The sequence below is a fragment of the Bradyrhizobium sp. B117 genome (genome assembly GCF_038969555.1).
Classification (GTDB): Bacteria; Pseudomonadota; Alphaproteobacteria; order Rhizobiales; family Xanthobacteraceae; genus Bradyrhizobium.
Genome location: NZ_CP152414.1, coordinates 6384769 through 6407569, shown reverse-complemented (window position 1 = coordinate 6407569; position 22801 = coordinate 6384769). Strand labels below are relative to the sequence as shown.

The window sequence follows — 22801 nt, the reverse complement described above, 5'->3', positions numbered from 1 at the left end:
CACATCACGCAGCCGCAATTGCGAATGCCGCGGACTGCTCGTCCCACGCAATGTCCTGGGCTTTCAGGAAGTCGTCGACCCGGCCGATGTCGAGCCAAAGGCCAGTGTGCTTGAAGACGTTCACTCGGGCCTCGTCCTCGAGCATCTGGAACATCAAGTCGTCGAATCCGAACGGAACGCCCGACGGAATGCGCTCGAGAACGACGGGGTTCATGCAGTAGATCCCCATGCTGACGAGATTCGTCAGCTCCGGCTTCTCGCGAAACCCGATCACATGCCCGTCCGTTTCATCAATCACGCCGAAGTCCATCTTCGTGTGGCGAACTGAAGTGGCGATGGTGATGTGGGCGTCGGACTTTCGGTGATTGTGGATGAGCTGGCTCAAGTTCAGGTCAGTCAGCACATCGCCGTTGAGGACCAGGAACGGCTCGTCGAGTTGTTCTCGGAGCAATGACAATGGACCGATCGTGCCGAGGGGTTCGAGCTCTTGCGTGTAGGTAATCCGCATATTCCACTGGTTGCCATCGCCGCAGACGCTGCGGATCAAATGGCCGAGATAGCCGGTCGTGACGTAAACGTCGGCGATCCCGTTTCGCCTCAGCCATTTGAGAACGAGTTCGAGGACCGGACGCGCGCCAATCGGCATCAAAGGTTTTGGCAAAATGGACGTATGCGGGCGAAGCCGGGTTCCTTTGCCGCCGCACTGAACTACCGCTTTCATCTTCACCTCCCTGTACTCGATACTGTGCAGAATGACCGAGGCATCGTCGCCAGGAAAAACTAGGAGCAAACCAGTGCCTGCGTCTTCGTGCGTTTGAATGAAAACGTCGCGCTCGCGCTGCGAATATGCCGGAAGATTATTCGTTCGCTGCGTACCTCTTTCGAAAACGAGCGTTTGATCCTGGCCCACCGACTGACGTGGGAGACCCGTCTCCGAACAGCGACGTCGCGGTACGCTCGAGGCCCAACGGAGCCCGAGTGTCAAGCTGCTATCGAGCCACCGGATCGCTCGCTTGCTTCAAATCGCCGGACTGCTCACGTATCGACGGTGGCGCTGATTTTGCCGTCGATGTAGCTTGCCATGCCCTGTATGGTATCGAGGTTCTCAGGCAGGATCTCGCTATCGTCGACCGCGATGCCGAAGGTCGTCTCGATGAATCCAACGACCTCGAGCACCCCTGTCGAGTCGATGATCCCTTGGTCGAGAAGGGAAGCATCGTCCTTCAATGCGGCGACGTCGCTGATGTAGAAATTGGCGGTCAGGAATGCGCGAATTTGCTTCTTTAGGGGATCCAGCGGCGAGACGAGTGTCATTGCATTCATGCTCCATCTGAAGTTCTTGGGCCGTTCAGTCCTGGTCTGAATATCATCCCGTGATGAGTTCTCTCTTGTTGATCTTGCCTACGTTCGTCCGCGCCAATTCCGGTACGATAACGATGTATTTGGGGACCATGAAGCTCTCGAGGCGCTTCTGGCACTCCTGCTTGATCTGCTTCTCGCTTATAGGTTGCTCCTGGTCGACGTCGACGACCACAAACGCCTTGACGGCGTGGCCGAGCAGTTCGTCGGGAACGCCCACGACCGCCGCCTCCCGTATTCCGGGAATGTCCAGCAATGCGCTCTCGACCTCCTTGGGCGCGACCTTCTCGCCTCGCGATTTGATGATCTCGTCGCTGCGGCTGATGAAGTAGAGATATCCCTCCGCGTCCATTTCGCAGTAATCGCCGGTATACAGCACTTGCTCGCCGGGAAGCGGCCCAGGCTTCAGTCGCCTCGCGGTAGCCTCTGGCTTTCGCCAGTAGCCTTTCATGACTGTCGCACCGCGAATGACGAGCTGGCCGGCAACGCCGGGTCCCACCCGCTGGCCGCGCTCGTCGACGATCCACATTTCCGTGTTCGGGATCGCAATTCCGACGCTCGACGGTTTCCGGTCGAGATCTTCAGGCGGAAGATAGGTGCAGCGTTTGCATTCGGTCAGTCCGTACATGGAGTAGATGCGTGCGCCGGGAAACGTATCTCTCAATTGGCGCAGGTGCTGGACCGGTAGCGCGGCGCCGGTACTGGTCACGTAGCGAATGCTGGAAAGATCGCAACTCTTCAGGTCCAGCTGAAGCAGAGTCGAGAACATGGTGGGCACGCCGGGAAAGCCCGTCACTCTCTCTTCCGCGATATGCCGAAGTACCTCGGCAGGGTAGGCGAACGAGCGCTCCAGAACGAGGCGTGCTCCGGAACGAACAGCCATGATCATCTGGTACAGGCCGTAATCGAAGGCGAGGGGCAGGGCGTTGAGGATGACCTCATCCTCGCGCACATCCAGATATGACGCTATGGACGTGCACGCCGTCATCATGTTTCGGTGCGTCAGCATCACCCCTTTGGGCTCACCGGTCGATCCCGAGGTGTACACGATCGCGGCGAGGTCGATGTCGATGCAGCGGCGCGCCGGAGCTGTGTTGTGGGTGCTGGCTGTTGCGACACTCCACCCGACGGCATGCGGCAGTGCGTTCAGATCGGTATCGTCGATCGTGCCGGACACGATGACCCGGTGCAACGAGGGACAATGGTTTGCTGGTTGGTGGAACGTCTCGTAAAGGCGCGCTTGCGCGATAAGTGCAGCCGGCTGGCAGTCGTCCAGGAGATAGCAAAGCTTGTCGCGTTTCGTGAGGGGATTGATGAGGCACACGATCGCATTGGCTTTGAGCACGGCCCAGAAGCTGACGGCGGCCTCGACAGTGTTGTCGGCGAAGATGACTACGCGATCGCCTCGCCCCACGCCGGCTTCGACCAGATGGTGTGCGACCGAGTTCGATCGCGCCTCGAGCTGGTCGTAGGTCACCCGCTGACCGTCACACACGAGTGCGACCTTGGCGCCGTTGCGGCGGGTCGAGTGGACTAGGTAATCATGCAGGAGCGGCACGGGATCGTTCATCATGCGTAGGCTCCCGATGCGTGTTGGTGGTCGGCGTCAACGGCAAGCACGATCCGGTGCGCGCCCTCCGGGCGATCTGTGACGAACTGTTGGAATAGGAGCTGAGTGGACAGCACGCCGACGAGCGCCATGTTGTCGAAATTGGATAGGTCGGCGGCGCCAGCTTCTGCGTGTGCCCGGCACTTGCTGTGGAGCCGCTCGACCGCAACCGGATCAAAGATGTTGGCGGCGCGGATGCTCCTGCGCGAGAGCGCCTCGTCGACATAGGAGGACCCACCCCCGTCGACGAAGCAGAGCGCATTGGGAGCGCGGTAGGGCTGTTTCTTCCGCTTTACGATCTCAGGTGGCATCTGCGACTGCGCGACACGTTTTAGGACATGCTTCTCATCGAGAATGCGAAGCTTGCAGGCGTCGGGAAGCGAGTTCGCGAGCTCGACGACATCGTCGTCGAGGAATGGAAACCGTCCCTCGACCGAGTGTGCCATGAGCATCCTGTCTCCCTGAGAGGAGAGCAGGTAGCCAGCCAGGAGGGTTTTGGTCTCGAGGTATTGATCCTGTGCGAGCGAGGTCCAGCGGGCGAAATCCGGTGGCAGACGATCGAGCAATTCGGTCACCGGGTCCGCTCGCGAAGCAACACCACGCATATCGTCGGAGAACAGGCGTTTGATCGCACTGGTGCTTCGCCAGCGCGGCTGGTGAGCGAAGCCAGGTGCATCAAACGCGGAAATGCCGTGCCCGAAGAACTTGAGAGCGACGGCCTGCGTGTGGACCGGCGACCGGGAGATATACGGATAGAGGCGCTTCAAGAGGGCTGCTCGCCGCGTCGACGAAGGCTGACGGCCCCAGAAACGGCGGATCTTGCCCTCGCGAAACAGATCGTAGCCGGCGAACATTTCGTCGGCCCCTTCGCCGGTCAGGACGACCTTGATGCCGCGCTCGCGCACGAGCTTTGAGAGCAGGAACAACGGTACAGGAGCGGTCCTCAGGATAGGGCGCTCGGTGTGGTAGATCACTTTTGGAAAGGCCTCGGCAATGTCCCGGCGCGAGACCATCAGCTCGTGGTGCTCGCTTGCGATCGCGCGCGCCATCAGGCGCTGGTAGGACGTCTCGTCATATTCTGCGTCGGTGAAGCGCAGGGAGAACGTCTGAAAGCGGCCTTCTGCGAAGCGGCTCCCGAGTGCGGCAACAAGCGAGCTGTCGAGTCCGCCGGAGAGATAGCTTCCCACGGGAACGTCGGCCCGCACCATTCGGAACGCCGTGGCCGTTTCCAGTGCATTGCGCACGGCATCGATCTTGTCGACGTCTGAGCTGAAATGTTCGTCGGGAGAGGTGGGATAGCGCGGGGTCCAGAATGCGTGATCCCGAACCTCGCCCCGCGCGTAACTGCGGACGTGTCCGGGTTCAATCTCCCTGACCCCCTGAAACACGGTCTGGGGCGGCACGGTACTCCAGAAGGTGAAGGTTTGGTCGATGCCTACTGGGTCCAGTGCCCGAGGGATGGCTGGATTTGCCGCGAAGATGGCCTTGACTTCACTGGCGAAGTACAGCTGGCCCTGATGCTCGCAGATATAGAGCGGGCAGATTCCGCTCCGGTCGCGCGACAAGACGAGGCGGCGGGCGGACGGGTCCCAGATGGCAACGGCCCATTGTCCGTTCATCCGTTCGAACGCCGCCTCGCCCCAGGCGCAATAGGCCTTCAAGAGCACTTCCGTGTCACTGCGGGTGTGGAAGTGATGGCCGAGTGAGATCAACTGGGCGCGCAACTCGACATAGTTGAAGATCTCGCCGTTGAATACGATCCAGGCGGCTCCGCCGGCATCATTGAGCGGTTGTTGTCCGCTCTTGATGTCGATGATCGAGAGCCGCGCGTGCGCCAGACCCGCGCGTTCATCCCGGTAGAGGCCCCGCTCGTCCGGGCCGCGATGGGCAAGCGTCCCCAGCATGCGCAAGAGCGCTTTCCGCGAAGGACCCGGAGCGTTCGCGTTCAGCGCCACGATTCCCGCGATGCCGCACATGCCGTTTAGTCCTCGATCACTGCATCCACAAGCAGCGGCCGGGCGTGTAGATAGCGCGTCGCCCGGCGCTTCGAAGCGATGTCCTTGAAGACCTTCTGCACCTGCGTTGCCGCCATGCCGACGGCATCGGCGACTTCGTCGGCAGAAATGCCGTGGTTGACGGCGTACATGCAAACATCGGTCAATTTATACGGCGCGGCGAAATAGAATTCCTCCTGGCTCTGCGGCATCGAGAAGGTGTCGGATGTTGGCGGGCGCCGTCTGATTTCCTCATCGATGCCGAGGTATTCGGCGAGCTGGTAGACTTGGCTCTTGTAGAGATGCGCAATCGGCATGACGTCCGCATCACCGTCACCCTGCTTCACGAAGAAGCCTTGATCATGCTCGAGCCGGTTTGGCGTGCCGATGACCGCGTATTTCAGGCGGTCGGCGTGATAGTACTCCGTCATTTTGCGAACGCGTTGCTTGTAGTTGGTTGCGGCGACGATCTGTAGGTAGACCTCGGGCGGAAGACGTACGGTGGAAGTGTTGCCGTTCGGGTCCTGGACGGTCAGACGCGTGAAGTTGATACCGTCACGCTCCAAAACGGATCCCAATACCAGCTTGCATTTCCAGTTGGCCCCGTACTCGGGTACGATGGCTTGGATCGCCTCTCGCTGCCGTGCGTATGCGCCCAACGCTTCGAGGGCCGGAGCGATGTCTTCGACCACCGTGGTCAAGCGCAGCTGCGTGGCAACGACCCGACCCAGCCGCAGTGAATCGTCGGACGAATCGCGTTCGGGCATGAGCAGCCCCAGGACCTTCGTGTTTCCAAAGGCGCGCGCGCAGAGCGCGGCCACCACGGAGCTATCGATGCCACCGGAAAGCCCGACGATGGCTCCGCGCCGGCCAAGCACGCCAAGAACCTGGTCGCGCAAAAACGCGACGATGCGCGCGACCTCCAATGGTGCGTCAACGACCAGGGCGTCGCTACTGAACGCTCGTTCGGTTCGGCTGTGACTTGCTTGTAGGGACACGAGAACAATCCCCCTCTCTGTCGGGAAGCTCGGCTGGTGAGTAGGCTTGCGACAACGCATTCTGGACGAGGTGCAAGTTCATCGTAAGGTACGGAGGCATCACGAGATCAGTATGAGTCCCTGCGGTTGGGACGACGTCGACGTGCGTAAACGCCCGGTCCCACCCCAGCGCTTGCGGCATTTTCTTCCGCTTGCACCGGAACAGAACGGCGGATATCGGCAGTGTCGATTTCGGCTCCGCCAACCAGCGGAAGTAAGCCTTCGCTCGCAAGACCTCCTGCAACTCCTGCTTGAGTCTGAAGGTGGTAAGGCTGAACTGGCCCTTTGCACGGCGATCGATCATCCGGGCGAGGTCGGCTTCACGGCCGATCGCGACGGCTGCTTTGGCGAAGGCGCGACAGACCATACGGGACGCCGTGACACGGTTGCTGCGGACACGGTGGACCGTGCGGCTCAACGTCTCCCATGCAGAGCTGCGCTCGCCCATGAGGCTGGTGTCGAGAATTCCAAAGAACGTCACGGACCGGCCGGAGGCAACTAGTCGCGTTGCGACCTCGAAGGCGACCGCTCCACCCAGCGAATGGCCGAGAAGTCTGACGGACCCTCGAGGCTGGACACGACTGATCTGCTCCAGTGCGGCAGCAGCCATATCGCAAACGCTGTCCTGCCCCTGTAATATCTTGCCGAGTTCTGGGTATCGGATCGGAACAACATGGGCCATCTCGCGGATCGAAGCGGCGAGGGCTGCGAGGCTGGCTCCGTAGCCGAGCGAGCCGGGCAGCAGGAAAAGCACTGGTTGCGCCGCCGCTGCTGCCTGCAAAGGCGGAGATTCCGGATCCTGGTCCGTATCAATCAATGGCCGTAACGTCATTGGAATGCAACCGACCGAGTATCAATGTCACAGTATGAAGAGGAGCGAGATCTTCTCATCATTCATTCGCATGAAGCATATGGTCGCGCTGGGAGACTCGGCGGCTTCCGCCCGAGATCTTTCGTCCATGTCATGCCTCCACAAGTCGACGTGAAGGCCGGGCAGACGCCCTCGGCCTTCCGGTTCATACGGGCCCATTGACGGGCGCACCCGATGGCCGCGCTCCGCCTGGGCGGCTCAGAAGGATCAGCGCCACGGCAATTCCCAGGGTGTAGCCGGTAGCTCCTCCTGCAGCCATCGCGAAGATCACCTGCAACGGATCCTGGCCGAGGCGAGCGCCGATCAGGAGCGGCGCAAATACAAACATGGCCCGCACCACGTCGACGGCCAGGCGCAGTTCTTGACGACGAAAAAGAGTAGGGACTTCTTGAATGGGCGTCGACAGGGCCTGCGCGGCGCACATGAGCGCCAGGGCGGCCATGATTTGACCCGTAGGCATCCAGGACGGCCCGAGCAGCGGAACGACGACGAAGGGTGAAACAAACCCCAGGCCGAGTACCGGCAGAGCGATCAGGACGGCTGCAACGGCCAGCAGGCCGAATGCGGTGCTGAGCAGATGCTGGCGATCGAAACCCTTGCTGGCCTCGGCCACGAAGACATTGCTGAGCGGCAAGGCGATCAGGGTGACTGGGCCGGTCACAAGGCGGGCGGCGACACCAAAATGACCAGCGAATGCGGTACCGAACAGCGAGCCTATGAAGATTGCGGGGAGATTGATGATGGCAAATCCCACGAAGGCCGAGGGCAGCTCGAACAGAGGAAACTTGTACTCCCGCCGTGCCGTCGCCGCGACCGATTGCCACGAGGCCTGCTTGATGTGGCGGATATCTTCCCATTTCAGGAGCCGGATGCAGAGAAATGCGATCAGCACGACCTGGCTCAGGATGTGAGCTCGGACCATTGCATCGTCGCCGATGCCGGCGAGGCCAAAGCCCACCTGGAGCAGCGCCATCGTTGCCGGTAGGATCAGGCGGCCCATGCCGAAGTCGCGTATGTGATTGAAGCGCAAGCACCAGCAGTTCATTGCGTCGGCAACGCCGACCGCCGCCATCCCGATCGGTACGAGGCAGACCAGATGTTGCAGTGACGGCGGCATCATGGCCGAGAGCAGGTATCCGGCGGTAAGCACGACCAGGCTGGTACCGCAGACCGCGAGGAGCACGAGCTTGAGCGCGATGAGCGCCCCGGCCCTGTCCTCAACGACGTACAGGGAGGTGCTGAAGCGAAGCCCGGCTATTGCACCGAGGATGTTCACGATCGAGAGATAGATCGTAAAGATTCCAAAATCCTCCGGCGAGTACAGCCGCGTGAGGACGGGAATGGCCGCAACGAGCGTGAGCTGGCCGGTAAGCGCGAGGGCAGATACGCCGGCCGCCATACGAACAAGGGCTCCTGTCCGCGTCGGAGCCGGAGCCGTTTTGGCGGCCATGACACGCTTCCTCGGTTCAGAATTCATTTCTAAAACGCAAGACCATATGCTGCAGCGAACCACTCTGGCTGGATCGTAGAACCGATGGCGGCGGGCGCCATCATTCGTTCGCATGACGGTCACCGAGCTGTCGCGCCGAATTCGCGAGAAGGCTTGCACAAGAAGCTTGTGCCTTGCCGAACAGTTAATGATCGATCGTCATTGGCGCCTGGTCCAGAAAGGCTGGCGTGATCGCATACGATGAAGGAAATGAGCTGCCTGAGAGTCACGCAAGGCGCGCGGAGGGCAGACGGTCGTCTAACGGCCGCGGGGATGACTGTGCCAACCGAAGGCCGGTCCGCGCGAGCAGATCCGGCAGGGCAGGTGGTCTGACGGCGATCAGGTTGTCATCGTCCGGGCCCGGAATGTCAGGAAACGCCCGCTCGAGCCGTCCCTGCCTGAGATGAAAGAGCTCAAATCCGTGATCGATGAGGCGGTCATATAGCTCCGTACGCGAGGTGCCAGCTCTCCGAAGGTTGAGCTCAGAGTCCTCTATGTAGAGACACCGACAATTGGATACGGTCTTCGCCGCGCCCTTGAGAAGGTCAACTTCGAATCCTTCGACGTCGACCTTCAGAAGATCCACCCGTCGATCTCCAATAATCGAGTCCAGAGGGCGAACCGGAACCCGGAGCGTTGCGCCGCTGGGTGGCGGCGTCACGGATGCGAAGTTCATGTCATCGCTGCGAAAGTCCGTGAAGACGAGCTCTCCGTCCTTGCTGCCGACTGCCGTGTTGTGGACCTCGACCGTCAATCCGTTGAGACGGACGTTGCCCTGCAGGTACCTGCAGATACGCGGATGCGCTTCGATTGCGATGACCCGTCCAGATCGGGTGACCCGAACGGCAGCGGCGAGGCTCAACTGCCCTACGTTCGCACCGACGTCGACGAAGGTTTCTCCGGGTTGCAGGTAGGTTCCCACGAAGTCGGCGTCATCGGCCCGAAAATCGCGCCTCCGCCAGAGCCCGGCAGACATGGAGCTCGGATAGAACCGCATTCTATATCCGGCAGGAAAGCTGAAGGTGATGAACCGGCACAACCCGCTCACCCACAGTGCGCGCGACAGCAGAAACCGGACCTTGTCAGGCTCTTGCCGGATTCGAGCGAGAAGTTGGTGCAATCTGTGCAAAGGACTCTTCACCTATGCGATTGGCTTGTCGGCAGAGCGTAGGCTGATCTAAGCGTCCAGCCATCCTTCGTTTGCACGATAAGAATCGATTGATCAGCTCTACCTTCGAAAACGTTGCGCCTCGCGTGGTCATCGTCATGCGAATGCAGGATGACCGGACCGACCCGGGTTCCTAGCGTTGGCCCCGTCGTGCCACGTGGCATGTTCGGACCGCTTCGTAGAGTCAAAAAGGCATCGCTCGAGGCTTGTCCGGGCCGGACAGCTTGATGAATTGGGCCTGAGGGAAGAAGGCGATGAACTTGTTGCAACTCGGCGGGACCGACGGCATTCGAGATGGGGACGTCCGCCCGTTCATTTCAGTCGCGATTCCGACCTTTCGCCGACCGGATTTGATCCGCCGCACGATCGAAAGCGTGCTGCAGCAGCAGTATTCCGATTGGGAAATGGTGATCAGCGACGACGAAGGGCCGGAAGGCTCGACATGGGGGATTCTTTCCGAGTACGCGCGGAACGATCCGCGTATTCGCATTGTCGAGAACCGCGGAGAATCGGGCCAAGTCGAGAACACGAACAACGCGATGCTCGCATGCCGTGGCAGCTGGATTAAATTGTTGCATGACGATGACTGGCTGACGCCAGGTTCGCTCGAGACTTTCGCGGAGATAGCGAGGAAGCATCCAACCGCTGCCTTCATGACCTCCACATCTCATCTCGTCCAGGACAGCGGAACGAGATGTCGACGGGGAGGGAGCATCACGGTGTATTCGAGCCAGCAATGCCTGGCCGACCTCTACCTGGTCGGCAAGACGCGGGTGCTGGGCATTGTTCCGTCGACGTTGCTGATCAACAGCGACGTCATCCGGGCCGGCTGTCGGATGCGAAACTACAAGTCGATCAGGTGGGGGGTGGACCAGCTGTTCTTCGTCGACCTCGCCTGTTTCGGCGACATGGTGGCGATCGACGATGGCTTGATCTTCTATGACATGACGTCCCACGATAATATTACAGCTTCGAAGTCATTCTCCCAGATCGATCAGGAGACACTTGATCTGAAGCATCTGACCTGGAGCCTCATCCAGGACAAGCAAGGACTTCCAGGTCCCGAAACGGTCGTACGCGCATTGCGGGTTGCAAGATTGCGCGGAAGATTCCGCTACCAGTCCTGGTGGGCAACGGTCAAGGACGCGCTCCAGATCCTGCGGCCCTCGGTTATTAATGCGGCCAACAAGGCGCTCCGGGCGCGAACGCGTACGCCGGCGGACAGCCCGTTGGTTCGTGTGGGGCACGCCTGAGAAGAGCCGCCGAGGCCATCATCGGGACAGGGCGCTGGTCTGATCGGGTTGATCGAGACGGGTTACAAAGTCGAAGACCGGGCCGCCCGGTACCCCCCAATTGCTCGACCAGATGATTTGCGATCCATCCGGCGATGGCGAAGCGTGGGTCTCGTTCCAGTAGTCGTACGGGACGTTGCGCGTGTGTGCAATACGCCGAAATTCGCCGCTGCCGTCAATTCGCAGAGCGATCACTTCCCGAGCAAACGGGGCAAAGGATGGAAGTTGGGCAATTTCGGATGGATCGCCGCCATAGCTCAAGATCACCCAGCCGGGCCGGTCGATCGCGCGCGTGGACGCATGTGAGGCCTCCCCGCGCGGAGCCAGGGCGGTAACCTTACCGTCATCCAGCCGGCGCTTGATCACCTGATATATGTCGGGATCCGATTTGCTGATTCCGACGTAGACCTCGCGTCCGTCAGCATCAACGGCCATGTCGCCGTGGCTCGGCCGATGATGTTCGGTCCAACTTTGGACCAGGTCTCCAGCGACGCTGAAGATGAATGCCTCATCCTTTCCGTCGACCCATCGGCTGCACCTGATATAGCTGCCCAGGGTCGATATCTCGCAGACGCCCTCTCGACCGGGCAATTTCCCCACTTCGATGTCCGGAAACTTCTGTCGGGTCACGAGATCAAAGGCGAACGCAACCACCATACCGTCTGCACGCGTGCCTCGCACGGCGATACGGCTTCCGTCTCGAGAGGGATTGCCCTTGCCTGGCCCGAACTGAAGGCCGCGATAGCCCTCGGCCGTCAACATGATTTCCTCGGCATTGGTTCGCGGCTGCCAGAGCGAGATCTTGCGCCCGATCACGCATATCATGCGCTCGGGGTCCCGCGGGTGCCATTCGCACTCGTCCTCTCTTTGCCGACGGAACAAGGGAACGAACGTCTTCCCGTCAAGAAAGCAGAGGCCGTTGCAGCCGTTGGCGATCAAAACCAGAGTTTGATCGGCGTTCCACGCCTGCGCACTCGAATAGCGGTGGGTGCAATAGGCGCGCTGACACGCCAAGCCTGCGCCCAGGGGCCCCGGAGTCGTTATCCGGATGATCGTGGCGCCGGTGTCCGGGTCGGTGACCGGAACGAGATAGTCGGGCAGGTTCAGGCTGCTGGCCACAGCAAGTTTGGCTCTTGTCAGCGTCTGTGCGGCGGCGAAGCCTGCCAACGCGAGCACGACCAATGCGCCGCCGGCCAATGCAATTCGAGCGCTGAGGGACGGAGACATCGTATCATGCTCCACGACAACCAGGGGATTCGGGCGTTTCGGGTTGGTAGACGGCCGACGTTCGGGTCCCTGCCGATCACGACGATCTTGCAGCGACCACGGATGTCGATGATGTTTTTGTCCATTACGTCCTGGCGCACATCATCCAAACGCAGGATGCTCCCGCGGAGCGTTGCCGATCTTCGCGCAACCTCGAAGTCATTTTCGCTGCGCAGTCAGCGGGCGCGTCTCAACGATCGACGCGCATTAGAACTGACTGCCTGGTCTAGTGGATGTCGGAGATGTCGGCCTCCTGATGTCCGTGCCCGTTTGGGACCTGGTTAGGAGCTGTCGCCCGATCGATTGACAGCGCCAGCGCGTGCCCATTGGAAGGCCGGACCAGTGGTCCGTTGTTCATTCCCCAAATCGCGGCCTGCGTTCTATTCTGGACCCGTATCTTGCGCAGGATCGCCTTGACGTGAACCTTCACCGTCGCTTCGGCAATATCGATCTTTCGCGCAATGCATTTGTTGGAATTGCCTTCAACCAAGAAGGAGAGGATTGCCTGCTCGCGCGGTGAGAGGTGGGGGGCGATCGGTCCCTCGGCAGGAATGAGGACGCTCGATCGCTCTTCGCTCGCCGGCGGCAGAGCCTTGCGGCTAGGCTCGAGATCAAGCACGAACGACAGAAATGCAGGCGGAAATACCGTTTCGCCCATTGTCACGAGCTCGATCGACTTTGTGAAGGTGTCGCATGAATTGACGTCGGCGAAGTAGCCGCTGGCGCCTGCCTTGTAGGCTGAAATCAACTCTTCCGGCCGGTAATGGTCCGAAACGATCGCCACGCGGGCGTCTGGATAATGCTCCCTTACAAATCCGATGTGCTTCAGCGCGAGATCGAATTCGTCGGTGTCATGGACAATCACAAACAGAAGCTGGTGTGCTTGGAGTGTGCTTGGCAATTCGTCGGTACCCAAGACCGACATTACGATGTGGAAATCTGCGGCATGCAGGATTCGGGAAATACCTTCTCGTAGTAGAATGTGCCGTCCAATCAAAACGACTTTGCAGGATTGTCGTCTCCTCATATCACCCTCCACGTCAACGCAACGATACAACTTGAACAAACAAGGCTTGTGAAAAGACAAAGTAGGAAAAAGCTTGAGTGTGCTAAGCCTCCCGATTTTGTTTCGATAAGATTTGCTGAAGGTTAGATTTGAATCTTCGGTTTTGCCTATATACCTTTGGTTATAGGGCTGGCCGGCATCGACGCGGTCGAGTGACACGGCGTTGCCGCCGCCGGAGATGGCGGGTGAGTTCGCCTTCAACCTCGAATGCGCGTTTACGATGCACTGCAGCACACTGTCATTCCAGCTTCGCAAATAGAGAGAAGACTTGCGCCCGTCTTAAGTATTGACCACCGGAGTCCTACGGGCCTCTATGCGGCAAACTTGCTGTATACTGCTGCTTCAGACTCATGCGATCATCTGACTTATGGTTTACGTCATCTGCCTTATGGTTTACGCGCTTTGCTCTAGTGACTGACACTTCGGAATATTGATGAGGTTTTTGGTGTTCAAGCAATATTGGAGCGGCCAGGGCGGGGGCCCGTAGCTTCAATCACAGAAATGGGGGGCGGCTGGCCAGGGAGCGCCCGATGCGTCGTGCGACTGTGGTGATTGCGGACCGACATCCGGTGGTCTTGCACGGTCTCGCAAATCTACTCGGCTCAGAACCTGATTTCGAGGTCATTGCGTCCTGCGGCGACGCCGGGAACTGCATCACGGCAGTTCTGGATCTTGCTCCCGACATTGCGATCATCGATGCGGCAATGCCGGAGTTGATCGCGCTGCTGAACGACTCGCTCGACCGCTCGGAAAACCGATCGACCCGTCTGGTGTTCTTCACAGCCAGCGAGGACTGCGATCTTGTCTCGTCGGGACTCCCGGCGGGGCACAGTGTTCTTCCAAAGGAGATGACGGGCCAGGCGCTGGTGCAGTGCTTGCGTGAGATTATCCATGGCGCGACTGTCGTTTCGGGAGCGCCTACAGATCAGGTCCCGCCTCAAGAGCAGAGCGCAAATCCCGAAAATGCACTCGCTGTGCTCACCGAGCGGGAGCGGCAGATCATCCGCCTCGTCTCTCGCGGTCTCTCCAACAAGGAGATTGGCCGCCGGCTCAACATTGCTGACGGCACCATCAAGGTGCACCTCCACAAGATTTTCCAAAAGCTCGAAGTCGGCAATCGCACGGCGCTTGCTGCGCTCGCCATCTCGCAGGATGACGGCGCCAATGACAGGCAGCGCAGGTAGGACCAATCCCGCTGGCCGGGCGCACCACGATATCATCCCGCGATGATTGCGACGCGACAGGCAGAAGCGTCCTCGAAGCGCAGGCCAGTGAAAAAGGGGAGCTTATTCTGCCACCGAGAACTGAAGAATGAATAGCGACCGGCCGCCAAGAGCGGGGCTGTCGCTGACCTCCACTTGCCAGAAGACATGAGGCAAGAGCCGTTCCGTCAAGTCATGCTTGAGGATCTCGCCGCTCAGTTCGATCGCTGCGGTACGCGCGGCGATAATGTCAGGGAGATCCAACCCGACGTCGTCGAGAACTGAATTCCCATCGTGGATATGGAAGAAATATCGCGGCATTGGTGTCTCCGGATCACCCGAACCATTCCGATGACTGCAGCGAGCCCCACGCGTCACAATTGGGTCATCGTACCACAATGAACAGATAGCAAGCCGTTATTAGAGGAGGATACATCATCATTGATGGGTACCCCGACGTTGACCCGATTGATCACGAATCCAAGGTGAATGGTCGCTTGTTTGTCGTTACGATCGTGTTGCGTCGACGGAGCCCACTTCGGCGCAGCGTTGCGGCCCCGGCTCCTGCGAATCCTAGCCCCCCGCCGGGGCCGCGATCTTTCGGCGAGTTATGCCTGATCGCCCTTCCGCCGACCATCACGCAGATCGTGTAGTCTGATGGTCTTTCGGTCGGACGACATATGGGGCTGTGATGTTGGCGCTCGAAGCATGCAGATCGGGATCCGTCATATTCCATAGTGCTCGCGGTACCAGCGGGCGAAGTGACGAACGCCCGTTTCGATTGCCGTGGACGGGGAAAAGCCGGCATCCTGCATCAGGTCGCCCACGTCGGCAAAGGTTTCCGGAACATCTCCGGGCTGCATCGCCAGCATCTCCTTGTGGGCCGTTCGTCCGAGCTCTGTCTCGAGCAAGCTGACCACGTGCATCAAGGGTTCCGGGCGGTTATTGCCGACATTATAGAGTTTGGCCGGTGCAGTGGCCGCACCGGCGCTGTCTTCTGGGACGCGGTCGATCAGCCGCGAGACAACGCGAGTGACGTCGTCGATATAGGTGAAGTCGCGCCGCATCCTGCCGTGGTTGAAGAGCTTGATTGGCGTGCCCTTCATGATCGCGTCAGCGAACAGAAACATTGCCATGTCGGGTCGGCCCCACGGACCGTAGATCGTAAAGAACCGCAGGCCGGTGACGGGGAGACGATACAGGTGGCTGTAAGAATGGGCCATCAGCTCATTTGCCTTCTTTGTCGCGGCATAGAGGCTGATGGGGGAATCGGTTCTATGCAGAGTCGAGAAAGGAAACTCCGTATTGGCGCCATAGACGGACGACGATGACGCGTAGATCAAATGTTCACAGCCGTTACGCCTGCATCCCTCAAGGACGTTCAAGAATCCCACCAGATTGGCGTCGACATAGGCGTGCGGATGGTCGATTGAATGCCGAACGCCGGCCTGAGCGGCAAGATGGATGACTCTCGGAAAGCGATGTCGCGCAAACAAGTCCGCCATCGTCGATCGATCTCCGAGGTCGATCTGCATGAAGGAAAATGCGGGATTGCGGCGCAAAATGTCGAGACGAGCGCGCTTCAGGGAGGGGTCGTAGTAGTGATTGAGGTTGTCCAATCCGACGACCCGGCGTCCTTCATCGAGCAGCCGGCGCGCAACATGAAAGCCTATGAATCCCGCCGCTCCCGTTACCAGAACTTCGTCTGCAACTGATTCTGAGCGTGCTGCCATTCTATAGTCTCGATTTCGACGGCCGAGCGGCCATCATTGAGCGCTGCAGGAAAGCTCTGTGGTCGCCGCGTCTCCATCGCTCAAATGAGCGCTACCGATCATTACGATCGATCCGAGTTGCCGATGACTAGTCGAACGGCCGACTGCCGCACGTCCTCACCACTTCGTCCGATGCCGAAGTGCCCACGGGGGTAGAGGGTCCGACCAAACCCGTCATCATCCATTTGCATGACGATGAAGCCGCGCAAATCTGCAGAGTCGCTCGATAGAGGCGGCCGGTCCGGGCGTGCGCGCCAGTGAACGCGGCACGGGTAGGATGAGCAGGAGCGTCATGCTTAACGAAGATTTCAATGAAGACGGTTTTCGTTGAGGCCCTCGGGGCCAGGGTTTCAAGCATTGGCTTTGGCTGCGCGTCGCTCGGAGGCCGCGTTGGCGCCCGCGCGGGTGTTGAAGCGCTGGAGCGCGCCTACGACGCCGGAATAACCTGGTACGATGTCGCGCCGTCGTACGGCGATGGGATGGCAGAATCGATTTGCGGCCAGTTCGCATCCAGTAAGCGCGGCAGCGTCCATATCTGCACGAAGGTTGGGATGCGCCCAGGTGCGACTTCCGCCACCATGCGCTTCCTGAAGCCCATAGCGCGCGCCTCCCTGGCTCTACTTCCCGGGCTTCAGCCTCGCCTCTCGGCGATCAAGCCGAAGCCGTTCAAGGTGCCACTGACCGCCGAGCTGATTAGGACGAGCGTGGAGGACAGCCTGAGGCGTCTTCGGACGGATTATGTGGATGTGCTTGCGCTCCACCGTCCTACTCGGGAGGAAGCCGTTCGCGAAGATATCATCCGAGCGGTTGAACGCGTCGTCCAGGATGGTAAGGCCCGGGCAATTTCGATTGCAGGCAACAACGAAATCGAAGCGGAGAGCCTCGATGAATCATTGCCATATCGACTGATGCAGGTCGCAAACAACCCGCTCGAACCCAATCTGCAGAGGTCAAATGGCTCCGGGCGTCGGACGACGTTTGTGACGTATGGATCATTTGCGAGCGTCGGTCCGCTGGTCGCAAAAGTAAGTGCAACGCCATGCCTGTTGAAGCACCTTCATGACGCGGGATACCGAGGCAGCCCTGCCGAGGTTGTGGTCGCCTTTGTCGTGGACTATGCGCTTGCGACAAATTCGGCAGGAGTCGCGCTGTTTTCGATGCTTCGGAAGGAGCACCTAGCGTTCAATCTGCTGCGCCTGACGCAATCGCCGAAGCTTCATCTGTTGAACCGCGTCGCCACCGAGCTATCGGGTGCGCCGAGGCGAGCCGATCGACTTATCGGCGCTTCAAATTGAAGTAGTGGGAGTGACGGCCGTATTGTGAGCATGAGGTCTACTCCGTCATGATCATTCAATGGACGGCTGCGTCTGCTAACATTGGCACCCGCGATGCTTCGACTGGTTGTGCAACGATGGTCGAGAAGCGCGTGGGCGGCCTCAGCGGCGTGAGGCGGTGACCTTGGTCTACGGTGTGCGGGTCCGGTAATCGCTCGGAGACAGATGATGTGCGGAATTGTTGGTGTTGTCGGACAGGGCCCGGCGTCTGCTGTTTTATTGGATGCGCTCAAACGGCTTGAATATCGTGGATATGACTCCGCGGGTATTGCGACACTCGAAAACGGCTCGTTGACCCGGCGTCGTGCAGTCGGAAAGCTCGCGAACCTCAACAATCTGCTCGCCTCGGAGCCGCTTTCGGGCCGGATTGGAATCGGTCACACGCGCTGGGCAACGCATGGCCGTCCAGATGAGAACAATGCGCATCCCCACATGGTTGACGGGGTTGCCATTGTGCACAATGGAATCATCGAAAATCATCGGGAGCTGCGCGAGCATCTCCAGGCGACCGGCGCCTACCTTGCGACCGACACTGATTCCGAGGTGGTTGCGCATCTCGTCAGTCGCGAGCGGAAGAACGGGTGCGAGCCGGCCGCGGCGGTACGCAAGGTGCTCCCGCGCTTGAAAGGAACGTTCGCACTCGTGTTCCTGTTCGAAGGGCACGAGAATCTGCTGATAGGAGCCCGAAAGGGCTCCCCCCTTGCGGTCGGCTACGGTCGGGGCGAAATGTACCTCGGCTCGGATGCGATCGCCCTCGCACCTCTCACGGATATCGTGGCCTACCTCGAGGACGGCGATGTAGCCATCGTTACGCGAGAGCAAATCGAGTTCTTGGACGTAACTGGCGCGCCTCTACGTCGTGAATCGACCAAGATCGCAAGCTCGGCGGTCGTTGTTCGCAAAGGTGGACATCGCCACTTCATGGCCAAGGAGATCCACGAGCAGCCGAAGGTGGTCGCGCATACGCTCGCACAGTATGTCCAGCGCAACGGTTCAATCAGGCTGCCGGCCGGCTTGGACGCCGAGTTCAGGAAGGTCGATCGTGTCTCGATCGTTGCTTGCGGGACCGCCTTCTACGCCGGTTTGGTTGCGAAGTACTGGTTTGAACGCTACGCCAAGCTCCCGGTCGAAATCGATGTTGCATCGGAGTTCCGCTATCGCGATGTACCTCTTGGTGCGGGCAATCTGGCGATCTTTGTGTCGCAGTCGGGCGAAACGGCCGATACACTCGCCTCGTTGGAGTTCGCCAAGACCCGCGGTCAGCGTGTTCTTTCGGTCGTCAACGTGCAAACCTCAACCATGGCCCGTGCGAGCCATGTGGTACTGCCGACGCTGGCGGGTCCCGAGATCGGTGTCGCATCCACAAAGGCGTTCACCTGTCAGCTTGCGACCTTGATCTGCATTGCAATAGCGGCCGGCCGCAGTCGTGGCGTGCTCTCAGCCGAAGACGAGAGCTCGCTTGTCCGAGATCTTGCCAAGGCCCCAAGCTATATGGCCCGTGCGCTCGAATTGGAGCCGAAAGTCCGCGAGATCGCGGGCAAGCTCTGTTCGGCAAGCGACGCTCTATTCATCGGTCGGGGCACCAATTATCCGCTGGCCCTGGAAGGCGCCCTCAAGCTCAAAGAGGTAACCTATATACACGCCGAGGGATATGCGGCGGGCGAGCTCAAACATGGACCCATCGCGCTAATAGATCAGGACCTGCCTGTCATCGTCATAGCGCCGAGCGACGCGACGTTCGAGAAGACCATATCCAACATGCAGGAGGTCATCGCCCGTGGCGGTCGCATCATCCTGTTGACCGATCAGAGAGGCGCGTCACTCGGAGCATCCGGTGCTTGCGCGACGTTGAGCTTGCCCGAGATGCCCGAGGTCGTGGCGCCGCTGGCTTTTGCCGTGCCGCTACAGCTCCTGGCTTATCACAGCGCCGCCGCTCTCGGCACCGACGTAGATCAGCCGCGCAATCTCGCGAAGTCCGTGACCGTGGAATGAGCCGTCAGGCGCACGGTCTCTGCGCGTGCACTTCAGGACGATGTCCGATGATGCCGGTGTGACAGGCCAGGGCGCTCCGGACTGGGTGCCTCTTTTGAGCAATCCTTATCCCGGGCCGTTCTGCGTAAAATCCTCCGGCCTTCGGACCGAAGCTCAGCGCCGAAGTCCGCGGCGCCGGGCGGCCCCGCCATCTTGTAAGAGCGTTGGCGGGGCCGCTGCTTCTCAGGAGCCAGCCAGGGCCAGCAGCGGTCCCCGTTGACGCAGAACGATCTGCCGGAGTGTCGAAAGAGTTCTTGGCTCGAACGCGATGTGCGCAATCATTCGGATCGGTCGATCCAGCATCGCGCGGAAGCGTTGGCCGCTCGTCGGGGGAGTAGCCCTTTCGTGTATTGGAACACAGATCAGCGTGGAGATAGCCTCAGATTGAGCCCGTCCAGTCGACGGGCTCATTCGGCATAGGCGTACGCTTTCGCGAGGATTCATGTCTGTTTCGACCAGAACGGCCGGCGCCGACATTCGACGTGGCGATATGGTCAAAATTGTTAACGGCGAACTGTTCCCGGCGCTCCTGTACGAGCCATACGACGGAAGCGCCGGCGAAGACATTCCCGAGGGCGCTCGTGCCTATTGTCGCAACGACAGAATCTGGCGAGCGATGCCGCCCGGCTTTCGTCCGTCCTAGAGACGGCTGGGGCGCGCTTACCGCTGGCGCGACGGCTAGGAAAGCGGATGCTTCGGCCGATATGGGCTGTGAGGGTTCACATCGAGCTCGACGATCTCGACGCAGCCTTGTGGCTGGGTATGGCTGGAGCCGGTTCGCCAAGGCCCATCGCGAAGCTGGACCGCGCTTACCTTTGCAAGCCATAGACAGCGCCACTCGCCTTGCAGCGGGAGACCCGACTTGCTTTGGCCGCCGAACTGATAGGTGAGCGCTTTCTCCTGCTGTTGCGAATGGCCGAGGATGACGGGACAGAGTTCACGGGGATAGCCGTCATATACGCAGAAGACCGGCTTGCGCTTGCGTATGGCTTGTTCGAACAAGCGGTAGTTGGAGCTCGGCATCGCTCTCTCCTTTACACCACCCCGCGCTAGAAGGTCGCGGCCATTGCCGCGAGGCGTCGATAAGCCCTTTCACGGGCAGCATCGATCGGCTGCTGCGGTCCGGTGGTTGGACCGATCAGCAAGAAGCGGACATCGCTGATTCCAACAAAGCGCAGGATTTCCCGCAGGTAAGGCGTTGCCATGTCGATGCGGCCGCGGTTCATGCCAGTGGCGAAGTCGCTGCCGCTGGCGAGGATGACCAGCGTCGGCCGGTCCTGCAGCAGCGGGAAATACCCTTGCGACGGATCGAACCGAAAGGTGAGCCCGGGCTGGACGATGATGTCGAACCACTGCTTGAGCTTGTAGGGAATGCCGAAGTTCCACATCGGGGTCGAGATCAACACCCGATCGGCAAGCGAAAAGCGCAGCGCCATTCGCTCGGCCTCGGCAAAACTGTTGCGTTGTGCCTCGTTGAAGGTCTGAGCCTTCATGCGTGCATATTTGGCCTCGACGATGGGGCCCGTGAACTCCGGCATCCGTTCTCGCCAAATGTCAACGACATCGATATCCCAATCCGGCCGGGCCTGGCGGAAGCCGTCAAGAAAGACGCGCGCGCCGGCAGTCGATGCGGACTCGGCGCGAGGCGAGCACGACAGATGCAGGAGCTTTGCCACATCTCATCCCAGCGCTCTGATGACGGTATCGGCCCTGGTCACGACCGCGACGTTTTGCATGGCAAAATTGATCGAGGCGTTGTGCCAGTCGGCGTTCATGGTTGAGCAGCAATCCTCTGGCACGATCATGAAATAGCCCTTGTCGGCGCCGGTCCGCGCCGTGTGCTCGACCGACATGTTGGTCCATGCGCCCGTGTTGATGATCATGTCGCGGCCGGTGGCTTTCAGGATCGTCTCCAGCCGCGTGCCCTCCCAGGCGCTCATCCGCATCTTCTCGACCACGAAATCGCCGGGCCGGGGCTCGAGGCCGGAGACGGGCGCGGCGCCCCAGCTCCCGCGTACCATTGCCTTGCTGTCGACCAGCCCCTCGAACAAAGGTGCGTTCAGCGTGACGCCAGGCGCACCGGGTTCGACGACAAACCAGACATGGATGATGGCGACGCCGCGGGAGCGCGCGGCCTCGGCAACGCGGCGTACGTTTTCCACCACATGCTGTTGTTTTGCGTGCCCCGGCGCGCCGGACTCGGCGAAAGCGCCGCCGTCCATGATGACGTCGTTCTGGAGGTCCTGGATGATCATGGCGCAGCGCTGTGGATCGAGCCGCATCTCGCCCTCGGTGAGTACGGGCGAGGCCGGTGACGAGCTCGGGGCCGCTCCGCCGCCGGCGTGCCGGCCGCTCATATAGGGCTCGTGACGCGGGCCGACCCTGGTCGGGATCGCGTACACCGAATGGGTCGAGGTGAGATAGAGCGTGCGGAAATCCGGGGCGCCCCAGGCGAGATTCGCGACCAGCTCCGGCACGCGGATCTTGCCGAGCAGCTCGCCGCGCGGCGAATAGACCCAGACGCCGCCGGGCGCGGTGACCCAGACATTGCCGTGCTGGTCGCACTTCATGCCGTCCGGAACGCCCGGCTCCAGCTCGGACTTGATGCCGCTCGTGAACACCCGCGCGCTGGACAGCGAGCCGTCGCCGTTGACGTCGAACACGCGGATCAGCGCCTGCACGGTGTCGTTGACATAGAGCAGCTTCTCGTCCGGAGAGAAGCACAGTCCGTTCGGCTGGTCGAACAGGTTGCGGTCCACCACGAGCTTCGGCTCGCCGCCGGGCATGACGCGATAAACGCCCTGAAAGCCGAGCTGGCGCGGCCGCTCGACGCCATAGACCGGCATGCGGCCATACCAGGGATCGGAAAAATAGATCGCACCTGACGAGTGCACGCAGACGTCATTGGGGCTGTTGAGCTCCTGTCCCCCGAAGTGCGAAGCCAGCACCTCGCGCCGCCCGTCCGGGCGTTCGCGGACCAGCGACGATGTCGCGTGCTCGCAGACGATCAAATTGAGCTCGGCGTCATAGGTCATGCCGTTGCATTTGTTCGAAGGACGCTTGACCTCGATCACGCCGCGCCGCGCATCCCAGCGACGGCGCACATCGCCGGGCATGTCCGAGAACAGCAGATAATGATCGACCGGATGCCAGATCGGCCCTTCCGTGAAGTCGAAGCCGGTGCCGATCTGTGCGATCGGCGCATAGGGATCAATCAGGTTCTCGAACTCGCTTCGCAGGGTGACATGCGTCATCGGTCGATCCTCGGACGCATGATCCGGAAAAGTGTGGAGCGGTTTTCCGAAAGGATC

20 protein-coding genes are annotated in these 22801 nt (G+C 60.4%); 5 read left to right on the top strand and 15 right to left on the bottom strand.

The window, feature by feature from the left end; translation table 11 throughout:
• Positions 1-4: 4 nt before the first annotated feature.
• The 8 genes from AAFG16_RS31300 to AAFG16_RS31265 form a co-directional block, all read right to left on the bottom strand.
• Positions 5-721 (bottom strand): sugar phosphate nucleotidyltransferase, encoded by a 717-nt coding sequence (locus AAFG16_RS31300; protein WP_283087013.1) that lies wholly within the window; start codon positions 719-721, stop codon positions 5-7.
• Positions 722-1035: 314 nt separating this feature from the next.
• A complete protein-coding gene (locus tag AAFG16_RS31295; protein WP_283080326.1) occupies positions 1036-1314 on the bottom strand; it encodes an acyl carrier protein in 279 nt (92 codons plus the stop codon).
• 52 nt (positions 1315-1366) lie between these two features.
• Complete coding sequence (locus AAFG16_RS31290) at positions 1367-2932, bottom strand: AMP-binding protein (RefSeq protein ID WP_342731476.1); 1566 nt, start codon at positions 2930-2932, stop codon at positions 1367-1369.
• Complete coding sequence (gene asnB / locus AAFG16_RS31285; RefSeq protein WP_342731474.1) at positions 2929-4944, bottom strand: asparagine synthase (glutamine-hydrolyzing); 2016 nt, start codon at positions 4942-4944, stop codon at positions 2929-2931. Before asnB ends, AAFG16_RS31290 begins: the two co-directional genes overlap by 4 nt.
• A gap of 5 nt (positions 4945-4949) precedes the next feature.
• Positions 4950-5960 carry an NAD(+) synthase gene (gene nadE, locus AAFG16_RS31280; RefSeq protein WP_342731472.1) on the bottom strand — a complete coding sequence of 337 codons (1011 nt, stop codon included), beginning with the start codon at positions 5958-5960 and terminating at the stop codon, positions 4950-4952.
• Positions 5914-6816, bottom strand: coding sequence for a thioesterase domain-containing protein (locus AAFG16_RS31275; protein WP_342731470.1), 903 nt, complete (start codon positions 6814-6816; stop codon positions 5914-5916). The genes nadE and AAFG16_RS31275 overlap by 47 nt, the downstream gene beginning before the upstream one ends.
• Before the next feature lie 199 nt (positions 6817-7015).
• On the bottom strand, positions 7016-8320 hold the full coding sequence (locus AAFG16_RS31270) for a lipopolysaccharide biosynthesis protein (protein WP_342731468.1): 1305 nt from the start codon (positions 8318-8320) through the stop codon (positions 7016-7018).
• Between the two features lie 265 nt (positions 8321-8585).
• Complete coding sequence (locus AAFG16_RS31265; RefSeq protein WP_342731466.1) at positions 8586-9356, bottom strand: FkbM family methyltransferase; 771 nt, start codon at positions 9354-9356, stop codon at positions 8586-8588.
• A gap of 425 nt (positions 9357-9781) precedes the next feature.
• On the opposite strand from AAFG16_RS31265, the gene AAFG16_RS31260 reads away from it, so the two are divergent.
• Positions 9782-10780 (top strand): glycosyltransferase, encoded by a 999-nt coding sequence (locus AAFG16_RS31260; protein ID WP_342731464.1) that lies wholly within the window; start codon positions 9782-9784, stop codon positions 10778-10780.
• A gap of 18 nt (positions 10781-10798) precedes the next feature.
• On the opposite strand, the gene AAFG16_RS31255 is transcribed toward AAFG16_RS31260, so the two are convergent.
• Together AAFG16_RS31255 and AAFG16_RS31250 are read right to left on the bottom strand one after the other, a co-directional pair.
• Positions 10799-12046, bottom strand: coding sequence for a hypothetical protein (locus tag AAFG16_RS31255; protein WP_342731462.1), 1248 nt, complete (start codon positions 12044-12046; stop codon positions 10799-10801).
• A 265-nt stretch (positions 12047-12311) separates the two neighbouring features.
• Positions 12312-13385 (bottom strand): response regulator transcription factor, encoded by a 1074-nt coding sequence (locus tag AAFG16_RS31250; RefSeq protein WP_342731460.1) that lies wholly within the window; start codon positions 13383-13385, stop codon positions 12312-12314.
• A gap of 296 nt (positions 13386-13681) precedes the next feature.
• On the opposite strand from AAFG16_RS31250, the gene AAFG16_RS31245 reads away from it, so the two are divergent.
• The gene (locus AAFG16_RS31245; RefSeq protein ID WP_283080316.1) at positions 13682-14335 is read left to right on the top strand and encodes a response regulator transcription factor; all 654 of its coding nucleotides are present in this window, start codon (positions 13682-13684) and stop codon (positions 14333-14335) included.
• 102 nt (positions 14336-14437) lie between these two features.
• Here the strand turns inward: AAFG16_RS31245 and AAFG16_RS31240 are convergent, their stop codons facing one another.
• Together AAFG16_RS31240 and AAFG16_RS31235 are read right to left on the bottom strand one after the other, a co-directional pair.
• On the bottom strand, positions 14438-14674 hold the full coding sequence (locus AAFG16_RS31240) for a hypothetical protein (RefSeq protein WP_283080315.1): 237 nt from the start codon (positions 14672-14674) through the stop codon (positions 14438-14440).
• A 404-nt stretch (positions 14675-15078) separates the two neighbouring features.
• Positions 15079-16086 carry an SDR family NAD(P)-dependent oxidoreductase gene (locus AAFG16_RS31235; protein WP_342731457.1) on the bottom strand — a complete coding sequence of 336 codons (1008 nt, stop codon included), beginning with the start codon at positions 16084-16086 and terminating at the stop codon, positions 15079-15081.
• A gap of 350 nt (positions 16087-16436) precedes the next feature.
• Between AAFG16_RS31235 and AAFG16_RS31230 the strand changes: the two genes are divergently transcribed.
• The 3 genes from AAFG16_RS31230 (at position 16437) to AAFG16_RS31220 (ending at position 20133) form a co-directional block, all read left to right on the top strand.
• Positions 16437-17420: an aldo/keto reductase gene (locus tag AAFG16_RS31230; protein WP_342731455.1), complete on the top strand. Its 984-nt coding sequence runs from the start codon at positions 16437-16439 to the stop codon at positions 17418-17420.
• A gap of 207 nt (positions 17421-17627) precedes the next feature.
• Positions 17628-19451: a glutamine--fructose-6-phosphate transaminase (isomerizing) gene (gene glmS, locus AAFG16_RS31225; RefSeq protein WP_342731453.1), complete on the top strand. Its 1824-nt coding sequence runs from the start codon at positions 17628-17630 to the stop codon at positions 19449-19451.
• 481 nt (positions 19452-19932) lie between these two features.
• The gene (locus AAFG16_RS31220) at positions 19933-20133 is read left to right on the top strand and encodes a hypothetical protein (protein ID WP_283080311.1); all 201 of its coding nucleotides are present in this window, start codon (positions 19933-19935) and stop codon (positions 20131-20133) included.
• Between the two features lie 35 nt (positions 20134-20168).
• Here AAFG16_RS31220 and AAFG16_RS31215 read toward each other — a convergent pair whose 3' ends face one another.
• The 3 genes from AAFG16_RS31215 to AAFG16_RS31205 are packed head-to-tail and all read right to left on the bottom strand — an operon-like array spanning position 20169 to position 22744.
• Entirely contained in the window at positions 20169-20513 is a 345-nt protein-coding gene (locus AAFG16_RS31215) for a hypothetical protein (RefSeq protein ID WP_342731451.1), read from the bottom strand.
• Positions 20514-20539: 26 nt separating this feature from the next.
• Positions 20540-21166, bottom strand: coding sequence for an NAD(P)H-dependent oxidoreductase (locus AAFG16_RS31210; RefSeq protein ID WP_342731449.1), 627 nt, complete (start codon positions 21164-21166; stop codon positions 20540-20542).
• A 3-nt stretch (positions 21167-21169) separates the two neighbouring features.
• Complete coding sequence (locus AAFG16_RS31205; RefSeq protein ID WP_342731447.1) at positions 21170-22744, bottom strand: isochorismatase family protein; 1575 nt, start codon at positions 22742-22744, stop codon at positions 21170-21172.
• Positions 22745-22801: the final 57 nt, after the last annotated feature.